This is a genomic window from Pseudomonas sp. NPDC078416 (assembly GCF_050268485.1).
GTDB lineage: Bacteria > Pseudomonadota > Gammaproteobacteria > Pseudomonadales > Pseudomonadaceae > Aquipseudomonas.
In genome coordinates this window covers 145,643-165,711 of sequence record NZ_JBNNGV010000005.1, presented here as the reverse complement: position 1 = coordinate 165,711, position 20,069 = coordinate 145,643, and the positions used below count along the sequence as shown (strand labels likewise).

Genomic DNA, 20,069 nt, shown 5'->3' with positions numbered 1-20,069 from the left:
CCAGCCCCCATCCATCGAGAGCGTCCAGCAAAAGCACCATGCAAAGCAGCAGTCATCTCTTCCCCGTGGCCCTGATCAGTGCCGAGCGTCGTGGCGACCTGACCGAGGACGTCTACCGTTTGAAGCCCGGCAACAGCCCGGATTTCACCGTCGAAATCGCCGTCACCCGGCTGGGTCGTGTGTCGGCCCCGGATGCCCGAGGCGTGCCGGTGGTCCTGCTGCACGGCAGCTTTTCCAACCGGCGCTTCTGGTATTCCCCCAAAGGCATCGGTCTGGGTGCCTATCTGGCCCGTGCCGGGTTCGATGTGTGGATCCCGGAAATGCGCGGCCATGGCCTGTCGGCGCGCAACAGTGCGTACAAAACCAATTGCGTCGCGGACTATGCGCGCTTTGATCTGCCGGCCATCGCCGCGTTCGTGCGCGAGCAGACCGGCGACGCGCCGCACTGGATCGGCCATTCCCTCGGCGGCACGACCCTCGCCGCGGCCTTGGGCGGCCAGTATCTAACGGCGGACGATGCGGCGTCGGTGGCGCTGTTCGGCAGTCAGGTCACCCGCGGCCACTGGCCGCTCAAAGTGCCGCCGCTGCAATGGGCTGCACGGCTGCTGCTCAAGCGCTTCGAGCACGTGTCAGGCTCGCGTTTCAAACGCGGCCCGGAAGACGAGCCCACGGGCGTCCTTCTGGAAAGCATGCGCTGGCATGGCCTGTTCGGCGGCTTCGGGCACAAGAAGGATGACTGGTGGGCCGGGCTGCAACAGGTGACGGTCCCGCTGCTGTGCGTGGCTGGCGGTGGCGATCATCAGGACCCGGAATGGGCCTGCCGCCAGCTCTTCGAGCGTTTTGGCAGCGACGACAGGACCTTTCTCGTCCTTGGCCGCGAACAGGGCTTCAGCGAAGACTTCGGTCACGTGCCCATGCTGGTCAGCAAAGCCGCGCAAACACAGGTCTGGCCGCGTGTGGCGGACTGGCTGAACCGGCATGTTGCGGTGGTAAAGCCTGAATCAACGCTGAACATGATGGCAACTCCGTGATTGTCACGGGCCCAGCCATTCCTTGGCCGAGGAGTTGGCGATAAGCTGCATTCATTCTCGACACCGGGGCCGGACGGCAGGTGGCGACTCGTTGGTCAGATTTTCGGTTGTGCCTGAGGTGCTATATAAAGGATGCAATGCGCGTGGAGGGTTGGTCGTTCAAGCCGCCTTCTCGTAGCCGTCTATCCTAGTGGCTGTCTACCCTCATCACAGAGCTTTCCTGACAGGAGTTACCCATGCATTACATCACCCCGGACTTGTGCGATGCCTACCCTGAGCTGGTTCAGGTGGTAGAGCCGATGTTCAGCAACTTTGGTGGCCGTGATTCATTTGGCGGCGAGATCGTCACGCTCAAGTGCTTCGAAGACAATTCTCACGTGCGCGAGCAAGCCGACCAGCCCGGACACGGCAAAGTCCTGGTGGTGGACGGCGGAGGTTCTCTGCGCTGCGCACTGCTCGGCGACATGATCGCTGAAAAGGCGGCGAAAAACGGTTGGGAGGGCATGGTGATTTTCGGCTGCGTGCGCGACGTCGATGTCCTGGCACAGACCGACCTCGGTGTGCAGGCATTGGCCAGTCATCCGCTGAAAACCGAAAAACGTGGCCTGGGTGATGTGGGCAAGGTGGTGACCTTCGGCGGTGTGACGTTCAAGCCGGGAGAGTTCATCTATGCCGACAACAACGGCATCATCGTCTCGCCCAGCGCACTGAAGATGCCGGACTGACCGGCCTTATTATTCTTCACGCCGTTAGCGATTCACTCAGCAAGGATTGGAATGTTCGACGAAACAAACGCGCAGTGGGGGCTGGTTCATGCCCTCGTTTTGGACGGAAAGGGCGGGGCGCGTTCAATCCCCCGAACTGCACTGGATGGCCTGCAGCTGGAGCCCCACGAAAGTGTGTGGCTCCATTGGGACCGCAGCCACCCGCAGACCCAGACGTGGTTGCGCAAGACCAGTGGTCTTAGCGAATTCGTCTGTGACCTCATGCTGGAAGAGAACACCCGGCCCCGCCTGCTGGCCTTGCCGGACAACGAGTTGCTGCTGTTCCTGCGCGGGATCAACCTGAACCCGGGCGCCGAGCCGGAAGACATGGTCTCGGTGAGGATTTTTGCTGCCGCCCAGCGCGTTATTTCGTTGCGCCTGCGCTCGCTGCGGGCAACCGATGAGCTGATTGCGTCATTGAATGAAGGAAAGGGCCCAAAAACAGCATCGGAATTGTTGCTGTATCTCGCTCAGTTTCTGACCGACAAGGTCCAGGCGGTGGTCAGCGAGCTGACCGAACTGGTCGATGACATGGAAGAACGTATAGATGCCGACGAGCGGTATCTGCCCGAGCACGGCAACATGGTTCATATCCGCAGGCGAGCGGCGGGACTGCGTCGGTTCCTTGCGCCCCAGCGTGAGATCTACGCACAGATGACGCGCAGCAAAATGCCGTGGTTTGTGGAGGATGACGCGGATTACTGGAACGAATTGAACAACAGCCTGACGCGCTATCTTGAAGAGCTGGAATTAACCAAAGAGCGCGTGGGGCTTGTACTTGAGGCCGAAGACAGGCGTCGCAACGAGCGCATGAACAGGACCATCTATCGGTTCGGGGTCATCACCGGCATCTTCCTGCCGATGAGCTTCCTGACCGGTTTGTTGGGCATCAACGTGGGCGGCATCCCCGGGTCGGAAAATCCCTACGGATTTGTGTACGCCTGCCTGTTGATGCTGGCCGTTGCGGTGGGACAAATGTGGTTGTTCAAGCGATTGCGCTGGGTGTGAGTGTAAAAAAACGGAAGGCGTTGAGGTGTGTCGTGTGACTCAGACAGAATTGGCTGCGTCTTTCAGTGACATTGCGTGAGGTGCCTATGCACGACCCGTTTGAAGAATCACTGCGCGACATGCTCAACGCTTCGTCCAGCAGCCGGGACGACGATGCCGTTCTGGGCCGAGTGTTGAAGACCGCCAACCGTCAGGTGGGCGCTGGTGATCTGTTCAGTCTTCTGGGGCGTTGCACGCAGGCTCTGATGATCGCCGTGAACAACGGCTCCGCTCACGTTTCACCCGTTTCTCGCCGCAAGGCGACACGTGCCGGTACTACGTTTACCGGTACCGGTGCACAAGACAAGGCTGATTGAATATGGAATTGGATCTCTGGACGCAGAGCCTGGTTACTGCAATGACTGCGTTATGGACCAAAGTCGCGAACTTCATCCCGAATCTGTTCGGCGCGCTGGTCGTAGTGCTTCTGGGTTTCGTGGTTGCAAAACTGCTCGACACCCTGCTGTCCAAGTTGTTGGCCAAACTCGGTCTGGATCGCCTGATGGGCGGCACCGGGTTGACCAAGCTGATCAGCCGCGCGGGCATTCAGGTCCCGATTTCGACCTTGATCGGCAAGATCGTCTACTGGTTCGTGCTCTTGATTTTTCTGGTGTCGGCGGCAGAATCGCTGGGACTGGAGCGGGTTTCCGCGACGCTGGACATGCTGGCGCTCTACCTGCCGAAGGTGTTCGGCGCCGCACTGGTGTTGCTGGTCGGGGTATTGCTGGCGCAGTTGGTCAACGGTATCGTGCGTGGCGCCGCCGAAGGGGTAGGCCTGGATTACTCGGCCGGCCTGGGGCGAATCGCCCAGTGGCTGGTGATCATCATCAGTATATCGGTGGCGATCAGTCAGCTGGAGGTCAAGACCGACCTGCTGAACCATGTAATTGTTATCGGTTTGATTACCGTTGGTCTGGCCGTTGCACTGGCCATGGGACTGGGAAGCCGCGAAATCGCGAGCCAGATCCTGGCAGGAATTTATGTACGTGAGTTGTATCAGGTAGGGCAACAAGTGCGTGTGGGTGAGGTCGAAGGGCAGATCGAAGAAATTGGCACGGTGAAGACCACCCTGCTGACCGAGGAAGGCGAGTTGGTGTCTTTGTCCAACCGGATCCTCCTCGAGCAGCGAGTGAGCAGCCGTTGAGCCGGCGAATCTGCTAATGTATGCCGCCGCAAAACCCGGGCGATTCCCGGGCGCGGCGGACATCTACCCGACTGTCGGCACGACTTGTTTTGAATAACGCTCAAACGCCCTCTCTGCGCTACGACCCACGCGAGCTCTCCGATGAGGAGCTGGTTGCGCGTTCGCACGCCGAGCTGTTTCATGTGACGCGTGCCTACGAAGAGCTGATGCGTCGTTACCAGCGGACACTTTTTAACGTCTGCGCACGGTATCTGGGGAACGATCGCGATGCTGACGATGTCTGTCAGGAAGTGATGCTTAAGGTGTTGTATGGCTTGAAGAACTTCGAGGGTAAATCGAAGTTCAAAACCTGGCTCTACAGCATCACGTACAACGAATGCATCACGCAGTACAGGAAGGAGCGGCGAAAGCGTCGGTTGCTGGACGCTTTGAGTCTTGACCCCCTCGAGGAAGCGTCGGAAGAAAAGACGCCAAAACCAGAAGAAAAGGGCGGGCTTGATCGTTGGCTTGTGCATGTGAACCCGATCGACAGGGAAATTCTGGTGCTACGATTCGTCGCAGAGCTGGAGTTTCAGGAGATCGCAGACATCATGCACATGGGCCTGAGTGCCACCAAAATGCGTTACAAACGGGCACTTGATAAATTACGTGAGAAATTTGCAGGCGTTACCGAAACTTAACTCGGTGCAAATATCTCTAACGAGCAGGCAAGTTCTGATAGACTTGCCGACGAGTTGTCTCTCGCTAAGGGGGACTGCTTTACAATCACCAGATGGGGATTTAACGGATGAAACTGAAAAACACCTTGGGCTTGGCCATTGGTACTATTGTTGCCGCAACTTCGTTCGGCGCTCTGGCTCAAGGCCAAGGCGCAGTCGAAATCGAAGGCTTCGCCAAGAAAGAACAGTTCGACAGCGCTCGTAATTTCAAAAACGACGGCAACCTGTTCGGCGGTTCTGTTGGCTACTTCCTGACCGACGACGTTGAATTGCGTCTGGGCTATGACGAAGTGCACAACGTCCGTAGCGACAATGGCCAGAACATCAAGGGCGCGAACACCGCTCTGGACGCTCTGTACCACTTCAACAACCCGGGCGACATGCTGCGTCCATACGTTTCGGCTGGTTTCTCCGATCAGAGCATCGATCAGAACGGCAGCAACGGTCGTAACCGCTCCACCTTCGCCAACATCGGCGGCGGTGCCAAGCTGTACTTCACTGACAACTTCTATGCCCGTGCTGGCGTTGAAGCTCAGTACAACATCGACCAAGGCGACACCGAGTGGGCGCCAAGCGTCGGTATCGGTGTGAACTTCGGCGGCGGTTCGAAGAAAGTTGAAGCAGCACCGGCTCCAGTAGCTGAAGTGTGCTCCGACAGCGACAACGACGGCGTTTGCGACAACGTTGACAAGTGCCCTGACACCCCGGCAAACGTGACTGTTGACGCTAACGGCTGCCCAGCTGTTGCTGAAGTCGTACGCGTTGAGCTGGACGTTAAATTCGACTTCAACAAGTCGGTTGTGAAGCCAAACAGCTACGGCGACATCAAGAACCTGGCTGACTTCATGAAGCAGTACCCACAAACCACCACCACTGTTGAAGGTCACACTGACTCCGTCGGTCCTGACGCTTACAACCAGAAGCTGTCCGAGCGTCGTGCAAACGCCGTTAAGCAAGTTCTGGTTAACCAGTACGGTGTTGGCGCTAACCGCGTAAACTCGGTTGGCTACGGTGAATCCCGCCCAGTTGCTGACAACGCAACTGACGCTGGCCGCGCTGTAAACCGTCGCGTAGAAGCACAAGTAGAAGCCCAAGCTAAGTAATTAGCCTCGCTTCACGAAAAACCCGGCCCAGGCCGGGTTTTTCTTTGCCTGCGATTTGATAACAGATGGCTTATGGTGAGCGTGTGTTTCAGTTGGCACGAGTACGCCGACCTGCCCAGGCCAGACATGGATCCATTTAAGCGAGTGGGTTTTACCGAGTAAGCTCGAACTAGCGCTTGAGCATGAACACCCATAAGATCAGATTCATCACCAGCGACAGCAGGGCGATCGCGCGCCATACCAGCAATGGCTCACGCTCCAGCAGCGGCGTCGGGCGCTTATTCAGCGGCGAAAGTTCGCCCTTTTCAAAGTGTACAAGCCAGTGCTCGGCGGTCTCGAAGCGCTTCAGCGGATCAGCCTGCAGGGCGCGTTGCAGATGCTGCTCCAGCCACTCCGGGAGATCCGGGCGGTAGCGACTGACCGGCAGCGGCTTGCCGAAGCGGCGGCGCTGGAAGGGCTCGATCTCGCCATAGGGATATTGACCGGTCAGCAGGAAATACAGCGTGACGCTGGCGGCATACAGGTCGAAGCCTGGGCTGGGTTCCGCGCCTTCGAAGGCTTCAGGGGCCATGAAGCTGGGCGTGCCGGGCACGTCGCTACGTTGATCCACTGACAGGCCCGGGCTGTAGGCCAGCCCGAAATCCAGAATGCGCAAACCTCCCGCCTGCTCTAGCAGCAGATTCTCCGGCTTGATGTCGCGGTGAATGATGTTGCGCCGGTGCAGCAGACCAACGGCAGCGATCAACTCCCGGGCCAGACTCAGCCACGGCGACAGCGCCATCGGCCCCTCCTGATCAAAGATTTCAGCCAGGGTCTGGCCTGAGCACTCACGCATCACGTAGTACAGATGCTGGCGCTGGCCGAGCGGGTGCAGTTCTGGAAAGAAGCGACCCGCGACGCGACGCAGGAACCATTCTTCGAGCAGCAAGGCCTCTGCCGCGCCGGCCTCGTCGAGCCGCGAGGGCGGCAGCGTCTTTAATAACCACGGGTGCTGCTGGCTGTCGCGTACGCGATACAGAAGGGATTGTCGCGAGTCGCTCAAACGGCTTTCGACCTGCCAGCCTTCGAACGTCTGGCCAGCCTTGAGGAGCGGCGGGACAGGCCATTGCTGAAGTTGCAGCAGCGTTTCGCCCAGGCTGTCCGAGCCCAGCTGCTCCACCTGTACCAGCAAGGCGCTGGCGTTATCGGCGCTGCCCGAGAGATGCGCGGCGTTGACCAGCGTTCGGACAGCCGTATCCAGGTCTGTCTGTTCGTTGAGAATCGAGCTGATTCGGTCATCGCTCAACGTTGCCCACACGCCGTCGCTGACCAGCAGCAGGCGCTCGCCCTGGCGCAGCTCGCCGTCCAGGTAATCCATGACCACGTATTGATCAAGACCCAGCGCGCGTTTCAGCACATTCTGCATGTCCGGCTGTTCCCAGACGTGGTCCTGGCTGATTCGCTGGAGCAGGCCTGAGTGCGATCGGTACACGCGGCAGTCGCCGACATGGGCCAGGGTGAAACGACGCCCGCGCAGGACCAGCGCACTGAGTGTGGTCAACAGGCCGTTGGCGAGCAGCCAGCGATTCTGTGCCAGCAGCAGGCGGTCGAGGGCTTGGGCGACGCTCCAGGTTTCCGGCGTCGAGTAGTAGTCCATCGCCAGCGCTTGCAGCGTGGCCCGGGATGCAAGGCCGCCGTCGGCGCATTGGCTGACGCCGTCGGCGAGGGCGAACAGGTAACCCTTGCTGGCGGCCAGCGCCGGAGCAGGGGTGACCACGCGAATGGCGTCCTGATTCTCCGCCCGCGGCCCGGTCGCGCTGAACTCGGCGACGCGCAGTTGCAAGCCGGTCGCAGTGGGCGCGACCGGCTTCAGTGGTTGATTGACGCTCATGGGCTAGACACGGGCGGCGGTGACGGCGGCCGAGCCCCAGGTGGTTCTCCAGCGACGCTTGACGTTCATCAAACCGAACCATGCCAGTACGCCGAGGAACGCGAACAGCCACAGTCCCAGTTGGTACTCGCCGGTGTTCTGCTTGATGGCGCCAAGCCCGGCGGCGAGCAGGAAACCGCCGATGCCGCCGGCCATGCCGATCAGGCCGGTCATGACGCCGATCTCTTTGCGAAAGCGTTGCGGTACCAGCTGGAACACCGCGCCGTTACCAGCGCCGAGGCCTAGCATGGCCGCGACGAAGAGCGCCAGTGCGGCCCAGGAGCTGGGCAGGTTGAAACCGACGGCAGCGATGCAGATCGCCGCGACGGCGTACATGCCGGACAACGTGCGAATCCCGCCGAAGCGATCGGCGAGGGCGCCGCCCAGTGGCCGCATCATGCTGCCGCCGAAAACGCAGGCGGCGGTGTAGTAACCTGCGGTCACCGGGCTCAGGCCGTATTGATCGTTGAAATAGCCGGGCAGGGCGCTGGCCAGGCCGATGAAGCCGCCGAAGGTGACGCTGTAAAAGAACATGAACCACCAGCTGTCGCGGTCGCCCAGGGCTTTGAAATAGTCACCCATGGATTTGGCTTTGGGGCGTTCCGGAGCGTTTTTGGCCATGAGGGAGAAAGCGATGAGGGTCAGCAGCAGCGGCGCTACGGCGAAGCCGAACACGTTGTTCCAGCCGAAACTGGCCGCCAGCACGGGTGCGATCAGTGCCGCGAACACAGTACCGGAGTTGCCGGCCCCGGCGATGCCCATGGCTTTGCCCTGATGCTGCGGCGGGTACCACTGCGAGGCCAGCGGCAGGGCCACCGCGAAGGACGCGCCGGCCATGCCGAGAAATACCCCTAGCAGCAGCGCTTGTTCATAGCTGTGAATGCCCAGTTGCCAGGCACCAAGCAGCGCGGCGATGACGATAACCTGGCCGATGATCCCTGCGGTCTTCGGTGACAACTGATCGGCGAGCATGCCCATGATGAACCGCAGCACCGCACCCGCGAGAATCGGCGTCGCCACCATCAGGCCGCGTTGCTGGGTGGTCAGGTGCAGGTCGGCGGCAATCTGCACCGCCATCGGGCCGAGCAGGTACCAGACCATGAAGCTCAGGTCGAAATACAGGAACGCTGCAAACAATGTCGGTTTATGGCCGGCTTTCCAGAAACTCGTGTTCATCTACCACCTCATCTGCAGGGATTCGTGTTCGGTGGAGATGTCTCTCGCACCGCTACGGTTCAGGTCATGCAGGCGAAGCACCAGACCGGCACTCCACCCGCCCCGATGTACTCAGGGCAAAAACGAAAAAACGCCGCAGCCCTGTACGCTTTCGCGAAGGGGTGCGACGTCTTTGTCGTGAGTGGGCAACCGCCGTTGGTTACCTGTGATGTGTAGCTAGCAATACATGGGCCAAATGCGCGCCAGACTCCGGGTTGGGATGAATTCGGCAGGCCCTGCGCATTTTTTCGAGCCGGCTTGCTGGCGAATGCAGTGGGTCAGCGGCACAGCGTCAGCTGACACAGTGGGTTCGTCCGATCGCGGCCCGCAGCAAGCCGGTTCCTACAATGGGCTAGCGTCAAACGAGCAAATGGCGTCGGGCACTGGACCTGTAGGAGCGCGCTTGCCCGCGAAGGCAGAGTGTCAGGCGATGGGTTCGTCACAGGCATACCGCGTTCGCGGGCAAGCGCGCTCCTACAGTGGATCTCGGCGAGGCACCCTACCTTCGGAATGACCAAAGCCGGCAGATGCTGGCTTGCTGGCGAATGCAGTGGGGCAGTGGGGGCGGTGGGTCAGCGGCTCAGTCGTCAGCTGCCACAATGGGTTCGTCCGATCGCGGCCCGCAGCAAGCCGGCTCATGCAGTAGGCATGCGTCAAACGAGCAAATGGCGTCGGCCACTCAACCTGTAGGAGCGCGCTTGCCCGCGAAGGCAGAGTGTCAGGCGATGGGTTCGTCACAGGCACACCGCGTTCGCGGGAAAGCGCGTTCCTACAGTGGACCTTGGTAAGGCATCCAACTTTCGGCCTACCCAAAGCCGGTCTCTACAGAGAGAGTGGGTGTAGCCATTCACGCCGAGGTCGTCCGGGCCTGGATGCGCTCAGCCCAGCAGCTCACTCATGGCGATGATCTGCTCTGCCACCTGAATCAGCTTCTGCTGGCGGCTCATGGCCTGGCGTCGCATCAGGGTGTAGGCCTCTTCCTCGTTGCACTGCTTCATCTTCATCAGCAGTCCCTTGGCCATCTCGATGCGCTTGCGCTCGGCCAGTTGCTGATCGCGGGCATGCAGTTGCGCGCGCAGGTCCTGATCGCTTTCAAAGCGGGCCATGGCGACGTCCAGAATCGGCTGCAGGCGTTGGGCGTGAATGCCTTCGACGATGTAGGCGCTGACCCCGGACTTGATCGCCTGACGCATCACAACGGGGTCGTGCTCGTCGGTGAACATCACGATCGGGCGTGGCAGATCGCGGGTCACCAGCACCACTTGCTCCAGCACGTCACGGCCCGGCGATTCGGTGTCGATGAGGATCACGTCCGGGCGCACGGCGTGGACCCGGGCCGGCAGGTCGATGATCAGCCCGGATTCGTCGATCACCTCGAAACCGGCTTCGGTCAGCGCCGCTTTCAGGCGACCGACCTTTTTAGGGGTGTCGTTGATCAGCAGGATTCGCAGCATCTTGGCGTCTCCTCAGCGATCAGCATGAACGAGGGCCGCATCGGCCAGCGCGTGCAGCTTGAAGCTGCGGGCGTAACGCGCCGGGTCGCTGCCGTCCCAGATTTTGCCGTCAATCAGCTGGCTGCTGCGCATGGGCGACGGCGGCACGGCGACGCCCAGTGCTTCGGCGGCCTTGCGGTACAGGCCCAGTTGCTGGACGCTGCGGGCGACGCCGAGGTAATCCGGGTCTTCGCGCAACAAGCCCCAGCGGCGGAACTGGGTCATGAACCACATGCCGTCGGAAAGCCACGGCATGTTCACCTCACCGTCGCCATGGAAGCGGATAGCGTGGTGGTCGTGCCACCGGTTGCCGAGCCCGTCGTCGTATTCGCCAAGCAGCCGCGATTCGATGGCGCCGACGGGAGCATTGACGTACTCGGCGGCGCTGAGCAACTGCGCCGTGCTTCGGCGATTGTCAGCGCTCTCTTCTATGAAACGACTGGCTTCAATCACGGCCATCACCAGCGCCCGCGCCGTGTTCGGGTACTGCTCGGCGAATTCCAGGCTGCACGCCAACACCTTCTCCGGGTGATCCGGCCAGATGGCCTGGGACGTCGCGAGGGTGAAGCCCAGGTTTTGCTGAACGGCGCTGGCACCCCAAGGCTCGCCGACGCAAAAGCCGTCGATACGCCCGGCCTGCAAGTGCTCGACCATCTGCGGCGGCGGCACCACCACGCTGTCGACATCGCGCAGCGGATGAATACCCTGGCTCGCGAGCCAGTAATAGAGCCACAGGGCGTGATTGCCGGTGGGAAAGGTCTGGGCGAAGGTCAGTTTTGAGTCGCTTTGGTGCGTGCGTCGATCGAGTGCATCAGGAGTGGTCACACCAGCCTCCTGCAGTGACCGCGACAGGTTGATGCTCTGGCCGTTCTGGTTCAGCCCCATCAGCACCGCCATGTTCTTTGCCGGCCCGGCCAGTCCCAGTTGCACGGCGTAGACCAGGCCGTAGAGGCTGTGGGCCGCATGCAATTGGCCGCTGACCAGTTTGTCGCGCAGGTTGGCCCACGATGGCTGGCGGTGCAGGTTGATGTGCAGGCCATAGGGCTGGGCGAAGCCCTGGGTCGCGGCGACGATGAGCGAGGCGCTGTCGGTGAGCGCCATGAAACCGAGGTCGACGCTGGCCAGCTCCGGTGCATCGCTGCCGTTGACCCAGGCCTGCGAGGGGGTGAGCGTGTCATTCATGAGTGCCATTCCGCGTGGAGGCCGACGCGCCTTTCAACGCCGCCGATCGTCCAAAAAAAACGCCGCCTCGCCCCGATTGAACCGCGGCGACAGCGACGTCATTGTCCTGTGTCTCGCTCCGCCATTGGATCGAGTCGATACAGCACTTAAAGCAAGCGATATGCCAGCGGCGAGCAGGTCAGTCAGCAAAGTTCTCGACATGCCTCGCGCTTCGCCTGCGCCGGCGTTTATAATCCGCCGCTGATCCCAGCCGCAATCGAGCCGCGCCCGCCCATGTATAACCTGGCCCGCCAGTTACTGTTCAAACTCTCCCCGGAAGCTTCCCACGATCTGTCCATCGATCTGATCGGAGCAGGCGGGCGTCTGGGGCTAAACGGCCTGTTCAACAAGGCGCCGATGCAGCTGCCGGTGACCGTCATGGGCCTGCGCTTCCCCAACCCGGTCGGGCTGGCGGCGGGGCTGGACAAGAACGGCGCGGCCATCGACGGCTTCTCGCAACTGGGGTTCGGTTTCGTCGAGATCGGCACCGTCACGCCACGGCCTCAGCCGGGCAATCCCAAACCGCGCATTTTCCGTCTGCCCCACGCCGAAGCCATCATCAACCGCATGGGCTTCAACAACCTGGGCGTCGACAATCTGGTCAGCCGGGTGCAGGCCGCGCAATACAAGGGCGTGCTGGGCATCAACATCGGCAAGAACGTCGACACCCCGGTTGAGCGCGCCGTCGATGACTACCTGATCTGCCTGGACAAGGTCTACGCCCACGCCAGTTACATCACCGTCAACGTCAGTTCGCCGAACACGCCGGGCCTGCGCAGCCTGCAATTCGGCGACTCGCTCAAGCAACTGCTCGTAGCCCTGCGTCTGCGCCAGGAAGCCCTGACACTGATTCACGGCAAACGCGTGCCGCTGGCCATCAAGATTGCACCGGACATGAGCGATGAAGAGACCGTACTGGTTGCCGGCGCGTTGCTGGAGTCGGGCATGGACGCGGTGATCGCGACCAACACCACCCTCAGCCGCCAGGGGGTTGAAGGCTTGCCCCACGGCGACGAAGCGGGTGGCCTGTCGGGCGCGCCGGTGCGCGAGCAGAGCACGCACATCGTCAAGGTGCTGGCCGGTGAGCTGGGCGGGCGCTTGCCGATCATTGCGGCCGGTGGCATTACCGAAGGCAGACACGCAGCCGAGAAGATCGCTGCCGGGGCGAGTCTGGTGCAGATTTATTCGGGCTTTATCTACAAGGGGCCGGCGCTGATTCGCGAGTCGGTGGACGCGATCGCGGCGATGTCCCGCTGATCCATCCCGCTTCATCCGGACGAAAAGAGGGGTTCCGACTGGAACCCCTCTTGGGCTTGAGCCCGCCGCCCGGGTGGGGCGTGCGTGGTAATGGTGAATCGGTCAAGCATGTCGAAGAAGCTTTAGGTCAGGCTGTAACGTGAGGGTTGCGTCAGCCGACCGCGTGAAGTTCGTTGAGTCTGTGAATGCCCGCAGTGCCGGTCATACCGTCCCAGTTGTCGCCGCGTCCTTCTCGCCAGCCATTGATCCAGGCTTGACGCACTGACGGTAGAGTAAATGGGCAAAGCTCACGGGATTTACCGGATACGCCATACTGGTATCCGCGCGAAAATGCTCTTTCCATCGGATCACGCTTAAGTCTTCTCATAGGGTGTTGCCCTCGTTTGTTGACTGTAATGTCCCTGGAGACCTCAGATTGAGGTCGGGCAGAAAATTTTCTGCCCTTAGCGGCCCGCTGCCGGCGTCGCGGGCTTGATGCCACCGCCGTTGCGGCGATGACCTTGGTTGATTTCTAACCAATGAAAGATGCGCTGTGAATGATCGTTTTGTCATAAGAACGTAACCATTCAGGCATTACGACCATAAGCAACCACTCGTTTGACAAGTGTTTTGTGCGGGGACCCCTTTTAAACGGGGCTTTGCCGTGGCAGTGCAAGTGTTTCGCAATTGCGAGTGCTGGCCGTTTGCAGTCAGCGGAAAAACGACGAAGGGTCAGCGATGTGACTTTTTATTGCAGCCGCCGTCGTGCTGAATAGTGGTTTTTTAACATCAAAACGTCGGCGCTCATGTGCTGGCGGACCGTCGCACTCGAAATGTATCGGTGTGAGGGACAGGCACAAACTGTGTGCCGCGCAGGCGTCCTCCTTGAAAGGCGTCTGTTGGAATCGGGCCGGACAATGCGTTGTCCGGCCGCTATAGCCCAAGGCTCTGGAATACTCATGTCGGACCGTTACGAACTTTTCCTCACGTGCCCCAAAGGCCTCGAAGGCTTGCTGGCTGAGGAAGCCACCGCCCTTGGTCTCGAGGAAACCCGCGAACACACTTCCGCCATCCGCGGCACCGCCGACATGGAGACCGCCTACCGGCTGTGTCTGTGGTCGCGGCTTGCCAACCGGGTGCTGTTGGTCCTCAAGCGTTTCCCGATGAAGGACGCCGAGGACCTCTACCACGGCGTGCACGATATCGAGTGGGCTGACCACCTTGAAGCTGAAGGTACGCTGGCCGTGGAGTTCAGCGGTCACGGTTCGGGCATCGACAACACACATTTCGGCGCATTGAAGGTCAAGGACGGCATCGTTGACCGCCTGCGCACGGCAGACGGCGTGCGTCCGTCGGTCGACAAACTCAATCCGGACCTGCGCGTGCACCTGCGTCTGGACCGGGGCGAAGCGATTCTGTCCCTTGACCTGTCCGGCCACAGCCTGCACCAGCGCGGCTACCGTCTGCAGCAGGGCGCCGCGCCGCTCAAGGAAAACCTGGCCGCCGCGATCCTGATCCGCTCGGGCTGGCCGCGCATTGCCGCTGAAGGCGGCGCGCTGGCTGACCCGATGTGCGGCGTGGGTACCTTCCTGGTCGAGGCGGCGATGATTGCCGCCGACATCGCGCCCAACCTCAAGCGCGAGCGCTGGGGTTTCTCTGCCTGGCTGGGCCACGTGCCGGCGATCTGGCGCAAGCTGCATGACGAAGCACTGGAGCGTGCGCAAGCGGGTCTGGCCAGGCCGCCGCTGTGGATTCGCGGTTACGAAGCCGACCCGCGTCTGATTCAGCCAGGCCGCAACAACGTCGAGCGCGCCGGCCTGAGCGAGTGGATCAAGATCTATCAGGGCGAAGTGGCGACGTTCGAGCCGCGTCCCGACCAGAACCAGACCGGTCTGGTGATCTGCAACCCGCCGTACGGCGAGCGCCTTGGCGACGAAGCCAGCCTGTTGTACCTCTATCAGAACCTCGGCGAGCGTCTGCGTCAGGCCTGTCTGAACTGGGAAGCGGCAGTCTTCACCGGCGCGCCCGACCTGGGCAAGCGCATGGGCATTCGCAGCCACAAGCAGTACGCGTTCTGGAACGGCGCACTGCCGTGCAAGCTGTTGTTGATCAAAGTGCTGCCGGATCAGTTCGTGACTGGCGAGCGCCGCACTCCCGAGCAGCGCCAGGCCGAGCGTGATCAAGCCGCTTACGATCAGGCGCCGGACGAGCCGCAAGAGCGCCAGTACAACAAGAATGGCAACCCGATCAAGCCGACGCCGGCCCCTGCGCCGGTCATCGAGCAACCGCGCCTGAGCGAAGGCGGGCAGATGTTCGCCAATCGCTTGCAGAAGAACGTCAAGGCGCTGGGCAAGTGGGTCAAGCGCGAAGGCATCGATTGCTACCGCGTCTACGATGCGGACATGCCCGAGTACGCCATGGCCATCGACCTGTACCACGACTGGGTCCACGTTCAGGAATACGTCGCGCCGAAGTCCATCGACCCGGAAAAGGCTTCGATCCGCATGTTCGACGCCCTGGCCGCCATCCCCCAGGCGCTCGGCATCGACAAGAGCCGCGTGGTGGTCAAGCGTCGCGAACGCCAGAGCGGCACCAAGCAGTACGAGCGCCAAAGCGCCCAGGGCAAATTCAACGAGGTCAACGAAGGCGGCGTGAAGCTGCTGGTCAACCTCACCGATTACCTGGACACCGGTTTGTTTCTCGATCACCGGCCGATGCGCATGCGCATCCAGCGTGAAGCGGCGGGCAAGCGTTTCCTCAACCTCTACTGCTACACCGCAACCGCCAGCGTTCACGCGGCCAAGGGCGGGGCGCGCAGCACCACCAGCGTCGACCTGTCGAAAACGTACCTGGACTGGGCGCGCCGCAACCTGTCGCTGAACGGCTTTTCGGACAAGAACCGTCTGGAGCAGAGCGACGTGATGGTGTGGCTGGAGGCCAGTCGCGAAGAGTACGACCTGATCTTCATCGACCCGCCTACTTTCTCCAACTCCAAGCGCATGGAAGGCGTGTTCGACGTGCAGCGCGATCAGGTGCAACTGATCGACCTGGCGATGGCGCGCCTGGCGCCGGGCGGCGTGCTGTATTTCTCCAACAACTTCCGCAAATTCCAGCTCGAAGAGACGCTGGTGGGGCGTTACGCGGTGGAGGAAATCACCCAGCACACGGTCGATCCGGACTTTGCACGTAACGGCAAAATCCACCGCGCCTGGAAAATCACCGCGCGGTAACGCGAATGGCCAGGCTGACGTGTCGGAATACCCGGCGGGTCAGCCTGCGTTGTCCGAGCCCTTTCGCCTTGCATGTCCCGCGCAAGGCACCCCCTTCATGATCAGCGCTGCACCGCGACGCATTTGATTTCCACCAGCAGGCCAGGCTTTGCAAGATCGCTGACGCCCAGGCATGTCCACGCACAAGTGCCACGGGGGAAGACGCTGTTCTTCACCGCCCTGAATACGGGCATATGGACGTGTAGATCGATGTGGTAGGTGGTCAGGTCGACGACGTCTTCGAAGGTGCATCCTCCCGCTTCCAGTACCCGCCGCAGGTTTTCCCACGCTGCGAGAAATTGCTGCTCCGGGTCCTCAATGACATCTAACTCGTGGGTGCGACCGACCTGCCCGGCGCAGTAGAGGGTTTTGCCGACCTTGACGGCAGGGGCATAACCCGCGCGTTCGGCGAGTAAGCGCATGTTGTCCGGGACGATGAGTTGACGATCGGTCATGTGGGTGGACGCCTGGGAGTCGGTGGTAGCCGCACGCTATCTCAGGTGCGTGACGTCCGTCCAGGCTGATGGGAATGGATGTAGCGGGACACATCAGGCGTACGCCCGCTACCCTGAAGCGTTACAAACGTGCGATCAATGCACCGCCCATGAACGGGGTGCCGGTGTATGGCTGAATTTCGAGATGCCTTTGACCCAGAACCGTCGATGAGGATTCTGGTCCGGCGGCAGCAGGGGTTTGCTCGACCACTGGTGATGACGCTTGGCTTCGTCGCGATACGCTTTCCACTCCATGGCCTCGGCGGTGTCCTGCGCGGCGCGTTCGTCATCGAACCAACCCAAAACAGAAACTTCACCTTGATCGCGGCCATGCTCTACCAGCAGAAAAATGTTTGTGTACATACTTTTGCCTTTCACTGATTCGGTCCGACCCGATATTCGGGCTCTACGAATAGCGTATCGACAGCGGCGGCGGAAAATTTAGCCCATCACGTAGTGGGACCGGCTTCAGCCGGGATAAGCCCAGTTTGATTGACCACTGCAGTCCCCCCTGACAGTGCGCGGACACCTGTAGGAGCGCGCTTGCCCGCGAAGAGGCCAGTGCATGCGCTGCATCTTTAGCGTCTGACATATCGCGTTCGCGGGCAAGCTCCTACACGTGTTGCAGCCGACGCAAATCCCCCATTTAACCAGAATCACTGTAGGAGCCGGCATGCTGGCGAACGCGGTGTATCAGCTGCTATTTGTGCTGAACACGCCGACGCCTTCGCGGGCAAGCGCGCTCCTACATTGGTTGGCGTCGCTGATGGGGCGTGTGTACGCCACCCAGTATGCGGTGCGGCATCCGACGCCTTCCCGGCTAAAGCCGGTCCCACTGACAGCACGCGGTCCTGTGGTGAGACCGGCTTCAGCCGGGAAGAGGCCTGTCGGATCACCCTCAACGTCACTTCGGCAGGGGCGTGAGGATGTCGGCCTTGTCGTCCAGCAGAATGAACACCAGCAATTTCGCAGGCTTCGTCGCGCTGGCGTTTCGCGATTCGTAGTGCTTCGACCCGGCCGGTTCGTACCACGTCTGGCCTGCCTTATAGGTGATCGCTTTGCCGTCGTTGACTCTCGAAATCACCTCGCCTTCCAGCACGTAAGCGATCGCGCTGCCGCTGTGACTGTGGGCGATGGAGGCCTGGCCCGGCGTGTACTCGACGGTCAGCGCCATGGCTTTTTTACCTGGCGCGTTGAGCATCGGGTGCTCTTCCAGCACGGTGACCTTTTCGTGTTCTGCATCGTGGGCCTGGGCGCTGCCGGCGGACAATAGCCCGGCAAAGGCCAGACAGCAGAGGGGGACGGCGAGGTGTATGAGCGGTTTCATGAGCGGATCATCCGGCAGCGATTGATAAGCCCTACGCTAAGCCCACTGATGCAATGCGCCCACATCCAATCAACCAAAAGATCAGGGGGCCAATCGCCTTCCTTCGGAAAAAAATCGAAAACAAAAAGTCGGAAACGAAAAAAGGGCCGAATCACATTCGGCCCTTCATCGTATTCTGTGCTGCTCGGCGCATCTCGCTCAAGGCCAAGCGGTCACCAGAGCGATTTATTTGCTGCCGCTGGAACCGCTCGCGCCACCACCGGTGCCGCCGCCACTGCCGCCCATGCCGCTGCCGTTGGTCATCCCGCCGCCGTCAGCGTCGGTGCGGTTGGTGCCGTTGGTGCTGCCCATGCCTTTGGTGCCCGGGGTCGAAGTGCCTGGCGAGCTGCCGTCACTGCTCTGGCCGCTGGTCGAGGTGCTTGGCTTCGGACCGTTTTTGTCGATCGGGTCGGTCGGGCCTGTGGAGCCAGCGAACGCTGAACCGGTAGCAACAGCCATCAGGCCAGCGAGTGTCAGGGCAGTCAATTTAGTCTTGATCATGATGTGAATCCCTTTGTTGTCATGGATACCTATTGGTCAACCGTGCAACACAAGAGGTGCATTCGTCCCGACGAACGGTCATCCACGATCAACGCGGTTTAGTCATTTCGCGCGCAGCCCGTATCCCACCGCCAACGTCTGGAGATCAAAGCGATCCGAAATGCTCGTGCAGTAGCTGGTCCGCGCCAGGAAGGCGCCGGGGCCGTTGAGGTATGACTCGATATCCTGCGCGCCTTCGCACAGCGCAATCGTCCGGCCCTTGAGCAGGCCGCTGGCTTGGGCCGAACGCAATGCGCCGTTGGGCGTCCAGTCGGCGACGATCAGCGCGCCTGCGGGAGCCGATTCTTCGTAACTGTGCACGAACGCCTCCGCCGAACGATCCCGCAGGTACGGCGCCATGAAGTAATGGATATCGTCACGGAAAGGCAGCGCTTCCTTGTGGGTCGGCAACGCCACGACGCCGCCGGCATAAATCGCGTACACCGCCAGGAGCGTCACCGGGCCACTGAAGGGCAGGGCGTAAGCGACAACGGCGGCGTTGTGTCGCGCCAGCCACGCCTGCACATGGATCACGCCGATGATGCTCAACAGCACGGCGCCCGGCAGGAAAAACGTAAAGCGATCGGTGACGTTGTAGGACACCGCGAAGAGGAAGTTCAGCACTGCCGCGCACCACAACAGTCGCAAGCGCCGGCTCTTGGGGAAAAGCACCAGCGCCACCAGTTGCGGGCCGAGCAGCGACAGCATCAGCAGCACCACCGAGTTCTTCTCGTGCCACATGTCATCAAAGCGAAACAACGAACCCTGCCAGCTTTGCTCGGTGGTTTTGTCGGGGATGCCGATCAGGTAACGGTGGCCGATATCGATGAGGCTGAGGCCGTTCTGCATCTCCTGCAAAACACCGGGTATTGCCACTGCAAAGCCCAGCACAAAACCCGGAATCGTCAGCAAAACCCGCGCCCTGTGCTGCCAGAGCAGCTGTACATAGAGCGGAAACAACACGATAAACGTCAGTTGATGAATGGCGGCTGCGAGGCCTGTGAGCATGCCGATGACGAACAGCGCAGTGAGCAGCCCCAGCCGCGATTTATCGCGGAAATGCACCATGTACGCCAGGGTCACCAGCAGCGTGTGCAGCAGGTAAACCTCGGCCTTGGTCGAGACCCAGAACACGCAGTGGCACAACACCGCAGCGGCAATGGCCAGCAAGGCTTGCTGCGACGTCGCGCCGACGCCCTTGGCCAGACGGAAGATCGCCCAGCCCAGCGGGATCAGCAGCATCGAGTTCATGAAACTCAGCATCAGCGGGCCGAAATTCGCGAACAATGCGGTGGTGACGAACAGGTACAACGGGTGATCCAGCGGCCCGAGCGTTTCGCTGAAGTAGCGGCCCTCCGAGGCGTCGGCGATGAAGATGCCGTTATCCATCCACTGAATCGGTCCGCTGGAGGCCAGAAAACTCCAGAGGATGGCGGCCACCGCCAACACCAGGGGAATGCCGAACAACGCTCGATAACGTACTGCTGCCACCATGACTTGCACTCCTGTCCCTTTAAT

The 20,069-nt window shown here is 61.0% G+C and carries 19 protein-coding genes; 9 read left to right on the top strand and 10 right to left on the bottom strand.

Annotated features, from left to right (window positions below):
- Positions 1 to 38 precede the first annotated feature (38 nt).
- The 7 genes from ACQKEN_RS08535 to ACQKEN_RS08505 all read left to right on the top strand — a co-directional run bounded on the left by ACQKEN_RS08535 (position 39) and on the right by ACQKEN_RS08505 (position 5,808).
- Complete coding sequence (locus tag ACQKEN_RS08535; RefSeq protein WP_427685079.1) at positions 39 to 1,031, top strand: alpha/beta fold hydrolase; 993 nt, start codon at positions 39 to 41, stop codon at positions 1,029 to 1,031.
- A 236-nt stretch (positions 1,032 to 1,267) separates the two neighbouring features.
- Positions 1,268 to 1,756: a ribonuclease E activity regulator RraA gene (rraA, locus tag ACQKEN_RS08530; protein WP_122534574.1), complete on the top strand. Its 489-nt coding sequence runs from the start codon at positions 1,268 to 1,270 to the stop codon at positions 1,754 to 1,756.
- Between the two features lie 51 nt (positions 1,757 to 1,807).
- Positions 1,808 to 2,803 (top strand): zinc transporter ZntB, encoded by a 996-nt coding sequence (locus ACQKEN_RS08525; RefSeq protein WP_427685078.1) that lies wholly within the window; start codon positions 1,808 to 1,810, stop codon positions 2,801 to 2,803.
- Positions 2,804 to 2,889: 86 nt separating this feature from the next.
- Positions 2,890 to 3,159 (top strand): CrfX protein, encoded by a 270-nt coding sequence (locus ACQKEN_RS08520; RefSeq protein WP_133770678.1) that lies wholly within the window; start codon positions 2,890 to 2,892, stop codon positions 3,157 to 3,159.
- 2 nt (positions 3,160 to 3,161) lie between these two features.
- Positions 3,162 to 3,986 (top strand): mechanosensitive ion channel family protein, encoded by an 825-nt coding sequence (locus tag ACQKEN_RS08515; RefSeq protein ID WP_037011040.1) that lies wholly within the window; start codon positions 3,162 to 3,164, stop codon positions 3,984 to 3,986.
- 89 nt (positions 3,987 to 4,075) lie between these two features.
- Entirely contained in the window at positions 4,076 to 4,666 is a 591-nt protein-coding gene (sigX, locus tag ACQKEN_RS08510; protein ID WP_369304096.1) for an RNA polymerase sigma factor SigX, read from the top strand.
- Positions 4,667 to 4,773: 107 nt separating this feature from the next.
- A complete protein-coding gene (locus ACQKEN_RS08505; RefSeq protein WP_065988496.1) occupies positions 4,774 to 5,808 on the top strand; it encodes an OmpA family protein in 1,035 nt (344 codons plus the stop codon).
- A gap of 169 nt (positions 5,809 to 5,977) precedes the next feature.
- Here ACQKEN_RS08505 and ACQKEN_RS08500 read toward each other — a convergent pair whose 3' ends face one another.
- From ACQKEN_RS08500 to ACQKEN_RS08485, 4 genes are all read right to left on the bottom strand, one after another.
- Positions 5,978 to 7,678 (bottom strand): protein kinase domain-containing protein, encoded by a 1,701-nt coding sequence (locus ACQKEN_RS08500; RefSeq protein ID WP_427685076.1) that lies wholly within the window; start codon positions 7,676 to 7,678, stop codon positions 5,978 to 5,980.
- A 3-nt stretch (positions 7,679 to 7,681) separates the two neighbouring features.
- The gene (locus ACQKEN_RS08495; protein ID WP_427685074.1) at positions 7,682 to 8,893 is read right to left on the bottom strand and encodes a nitrate/nitrite transporter; all 1,212 of its coding nucleotides are present in this window, start codon (positions 8,891 to 8,893) and stop codon (positions 7,682 to 7,684) included.
- 917 nt (positions 8,894 to 9,810) lie between these two features.
- The gene (locus tag ACQKEN_RS08490; RefSeq protein ID WP_427685072.1) at positions 9,811 to 10,386 is read right to left on the bottom strand and encodes an ANTAR domain-containing response regulator; all 576 of its coding nucleotides are present in this window, start codon (positions 10,384 to 10,386) and stop codon (positions 9,811 to 9,813) included.
- A gap of 12 nt (positions 10,387 to 10,398) precedes the next feature.
- Positions 10,399 to 11,607 carry a CmpA/NrtA family ABC transporter substrate-binding protein gene (locus ACQKEN_RS08485; RefSeq protein ID WP_427685070.1) on the bottom strand — a complete coding sequence of 403 codons (1,209 nt, stop codon included), beginning with the start codon at positions 11,605 to 11,607 and terminating at the stop codon, positions 10,399 to 10,401.
- Positions 11,608 to 11,880: 273 nt separating this feature from the next.
- On the opposite strand from ACQKEN_RS08485, the gene ACQKEN_RS08480 reads away from it, so the two are divergent.
- Positions 11,881 to 12,903 carry a quinone-dependent dihydroorotate dehydrogenase gene (locus tag ACQKEN_RS08480; protein WP_427685068.1) on the top strand — a complete coding sequence of 341 codons (1,023 nt, stop codon included), beginning with the start codon at positions 11,881 to 11,883 and terminating at the stop codon, positions 12,901 to 12,903.
- A 151-nt stretch (positions 12,904 to 13,054) separates the two neighbouring features.
- Here ACQKEN_RS08480 and rmf read toward each other — a convergent pair whose 3' ends face one another.
- Positions 13,055 to 13,270 carry a ribosome modulation factor gene (gene rmf, locus ACQKEN_RS08475; RefSeq protein WP_074887169.1) on the bottom strand — a complete coding sequence of 72 codons (216 nt, stop codon included), beginning with the start codon at positions 13,268 to 13,270 and terminating at the stop codon, positions 13,055 to 13,057.
- A gap of 571 nt (positions 13,271 to 13,841) precedes the next feature.
- On the opposite strand from rmf, the gene rlmKL reads away from it, so the two are divergent.
- Positions 13,842 to 16,112 (top strand): bifunctional 23S rRNA (guanine(2069)-N(7))-methyltransferase RlmK/23S rRNA (guanine(2445)-N(2))-methyltransferase RlmL, encoded by a 2,271-nt coding sequence (gene rlmKL / locus ACQKEN_RS08470; protein WP_427685066.1) that lies wholly within the window; start codon positions 13,842 to 13,844, stop codon positions 16,110 to 16,112.
- Positions 16,113 to 16,213: 101 nt separating this feature from the next.
- Here rlmKL and ACQKEN_RS08465 read toward each other — a convergent pair whose 3' ends face one another.
- The 5 genes from ACQKEN_RS08465 to ACQKEN_RS08445 all read right to left on the bottom strand — a co-directional run bounded on the left by ACQKEN_RS08465 (position 16,214) and on the right by ACQKEN_RS08445 (position 20,045).
- Positions 16,214 to 16,606, bottom strand: a complete 393-nt coding sequence (locus ACQKEN_RS08465; RefSeq protein WP_427685064.1) for a RidA family protein — start codon at positions 16,604 to 16,606, stop codon at positions 16,214 to 16,216.
- Between the two features lie 135 nt (positions 16,607 to 16,741).
- Positions 16,742 to 17,008 carry a hypothetical protein gene (locus ACQKEN_RS08460; RefSeq protein WP_427685062.1) on the bottom strand — a complete coding sequence of 89 codons (267 nt, stop codon included), beginning with the start codon at positions 17,006 to 17,008 and terminating at the stop codon, positions 16,742 to 16,744.
- A gap of 541 nt (positions 17,009 to 17,549) precedes the next feature.
- Positions 17,550 to 17,972: a cupin domain-containing protein gene (locus ACQKEN_RS08455; protein WP_427685061.1), complete on the bottom strand. Its 423-nt coding sequence runs from the start codon at positions 17,970 to 17,972 to the stop codon at positions 17,550 to 17,552.
- Between the two features lie 225 nt (positions 17,973 to 18,197).
- The gene (locus ACQKEN_RS08450; RefSeq protein WP_427685059.1) at positions 18,198 to 18,512 is read right to left on the bottom strand and encodes a hypothetical protein; all 315 of its coding nucleotides are present in this window, start codon (positions 18,510 to 18,512) and stop codon (positions 18,198 to 18,200) included.
- A 102-nt stretch (positions 18,513 to 18,614) separates the two neighbouring features.
- The gene (locus ACQKEN_RS08445) at positions 18,615 to 20,045 is read right to left on the bottom strand and encodes a DUF2723 domain-containing protein (protein ID WP_427685057.1); all 1,431 of its coding nucleotides are present in this window, start codon (positions 20,043 to 20,045) and stop codon (positions 18,615 to 18,617) included.
- Between the last annotated feature and the right edge of the window lie 24 nt (positions 20,046 to 20,069).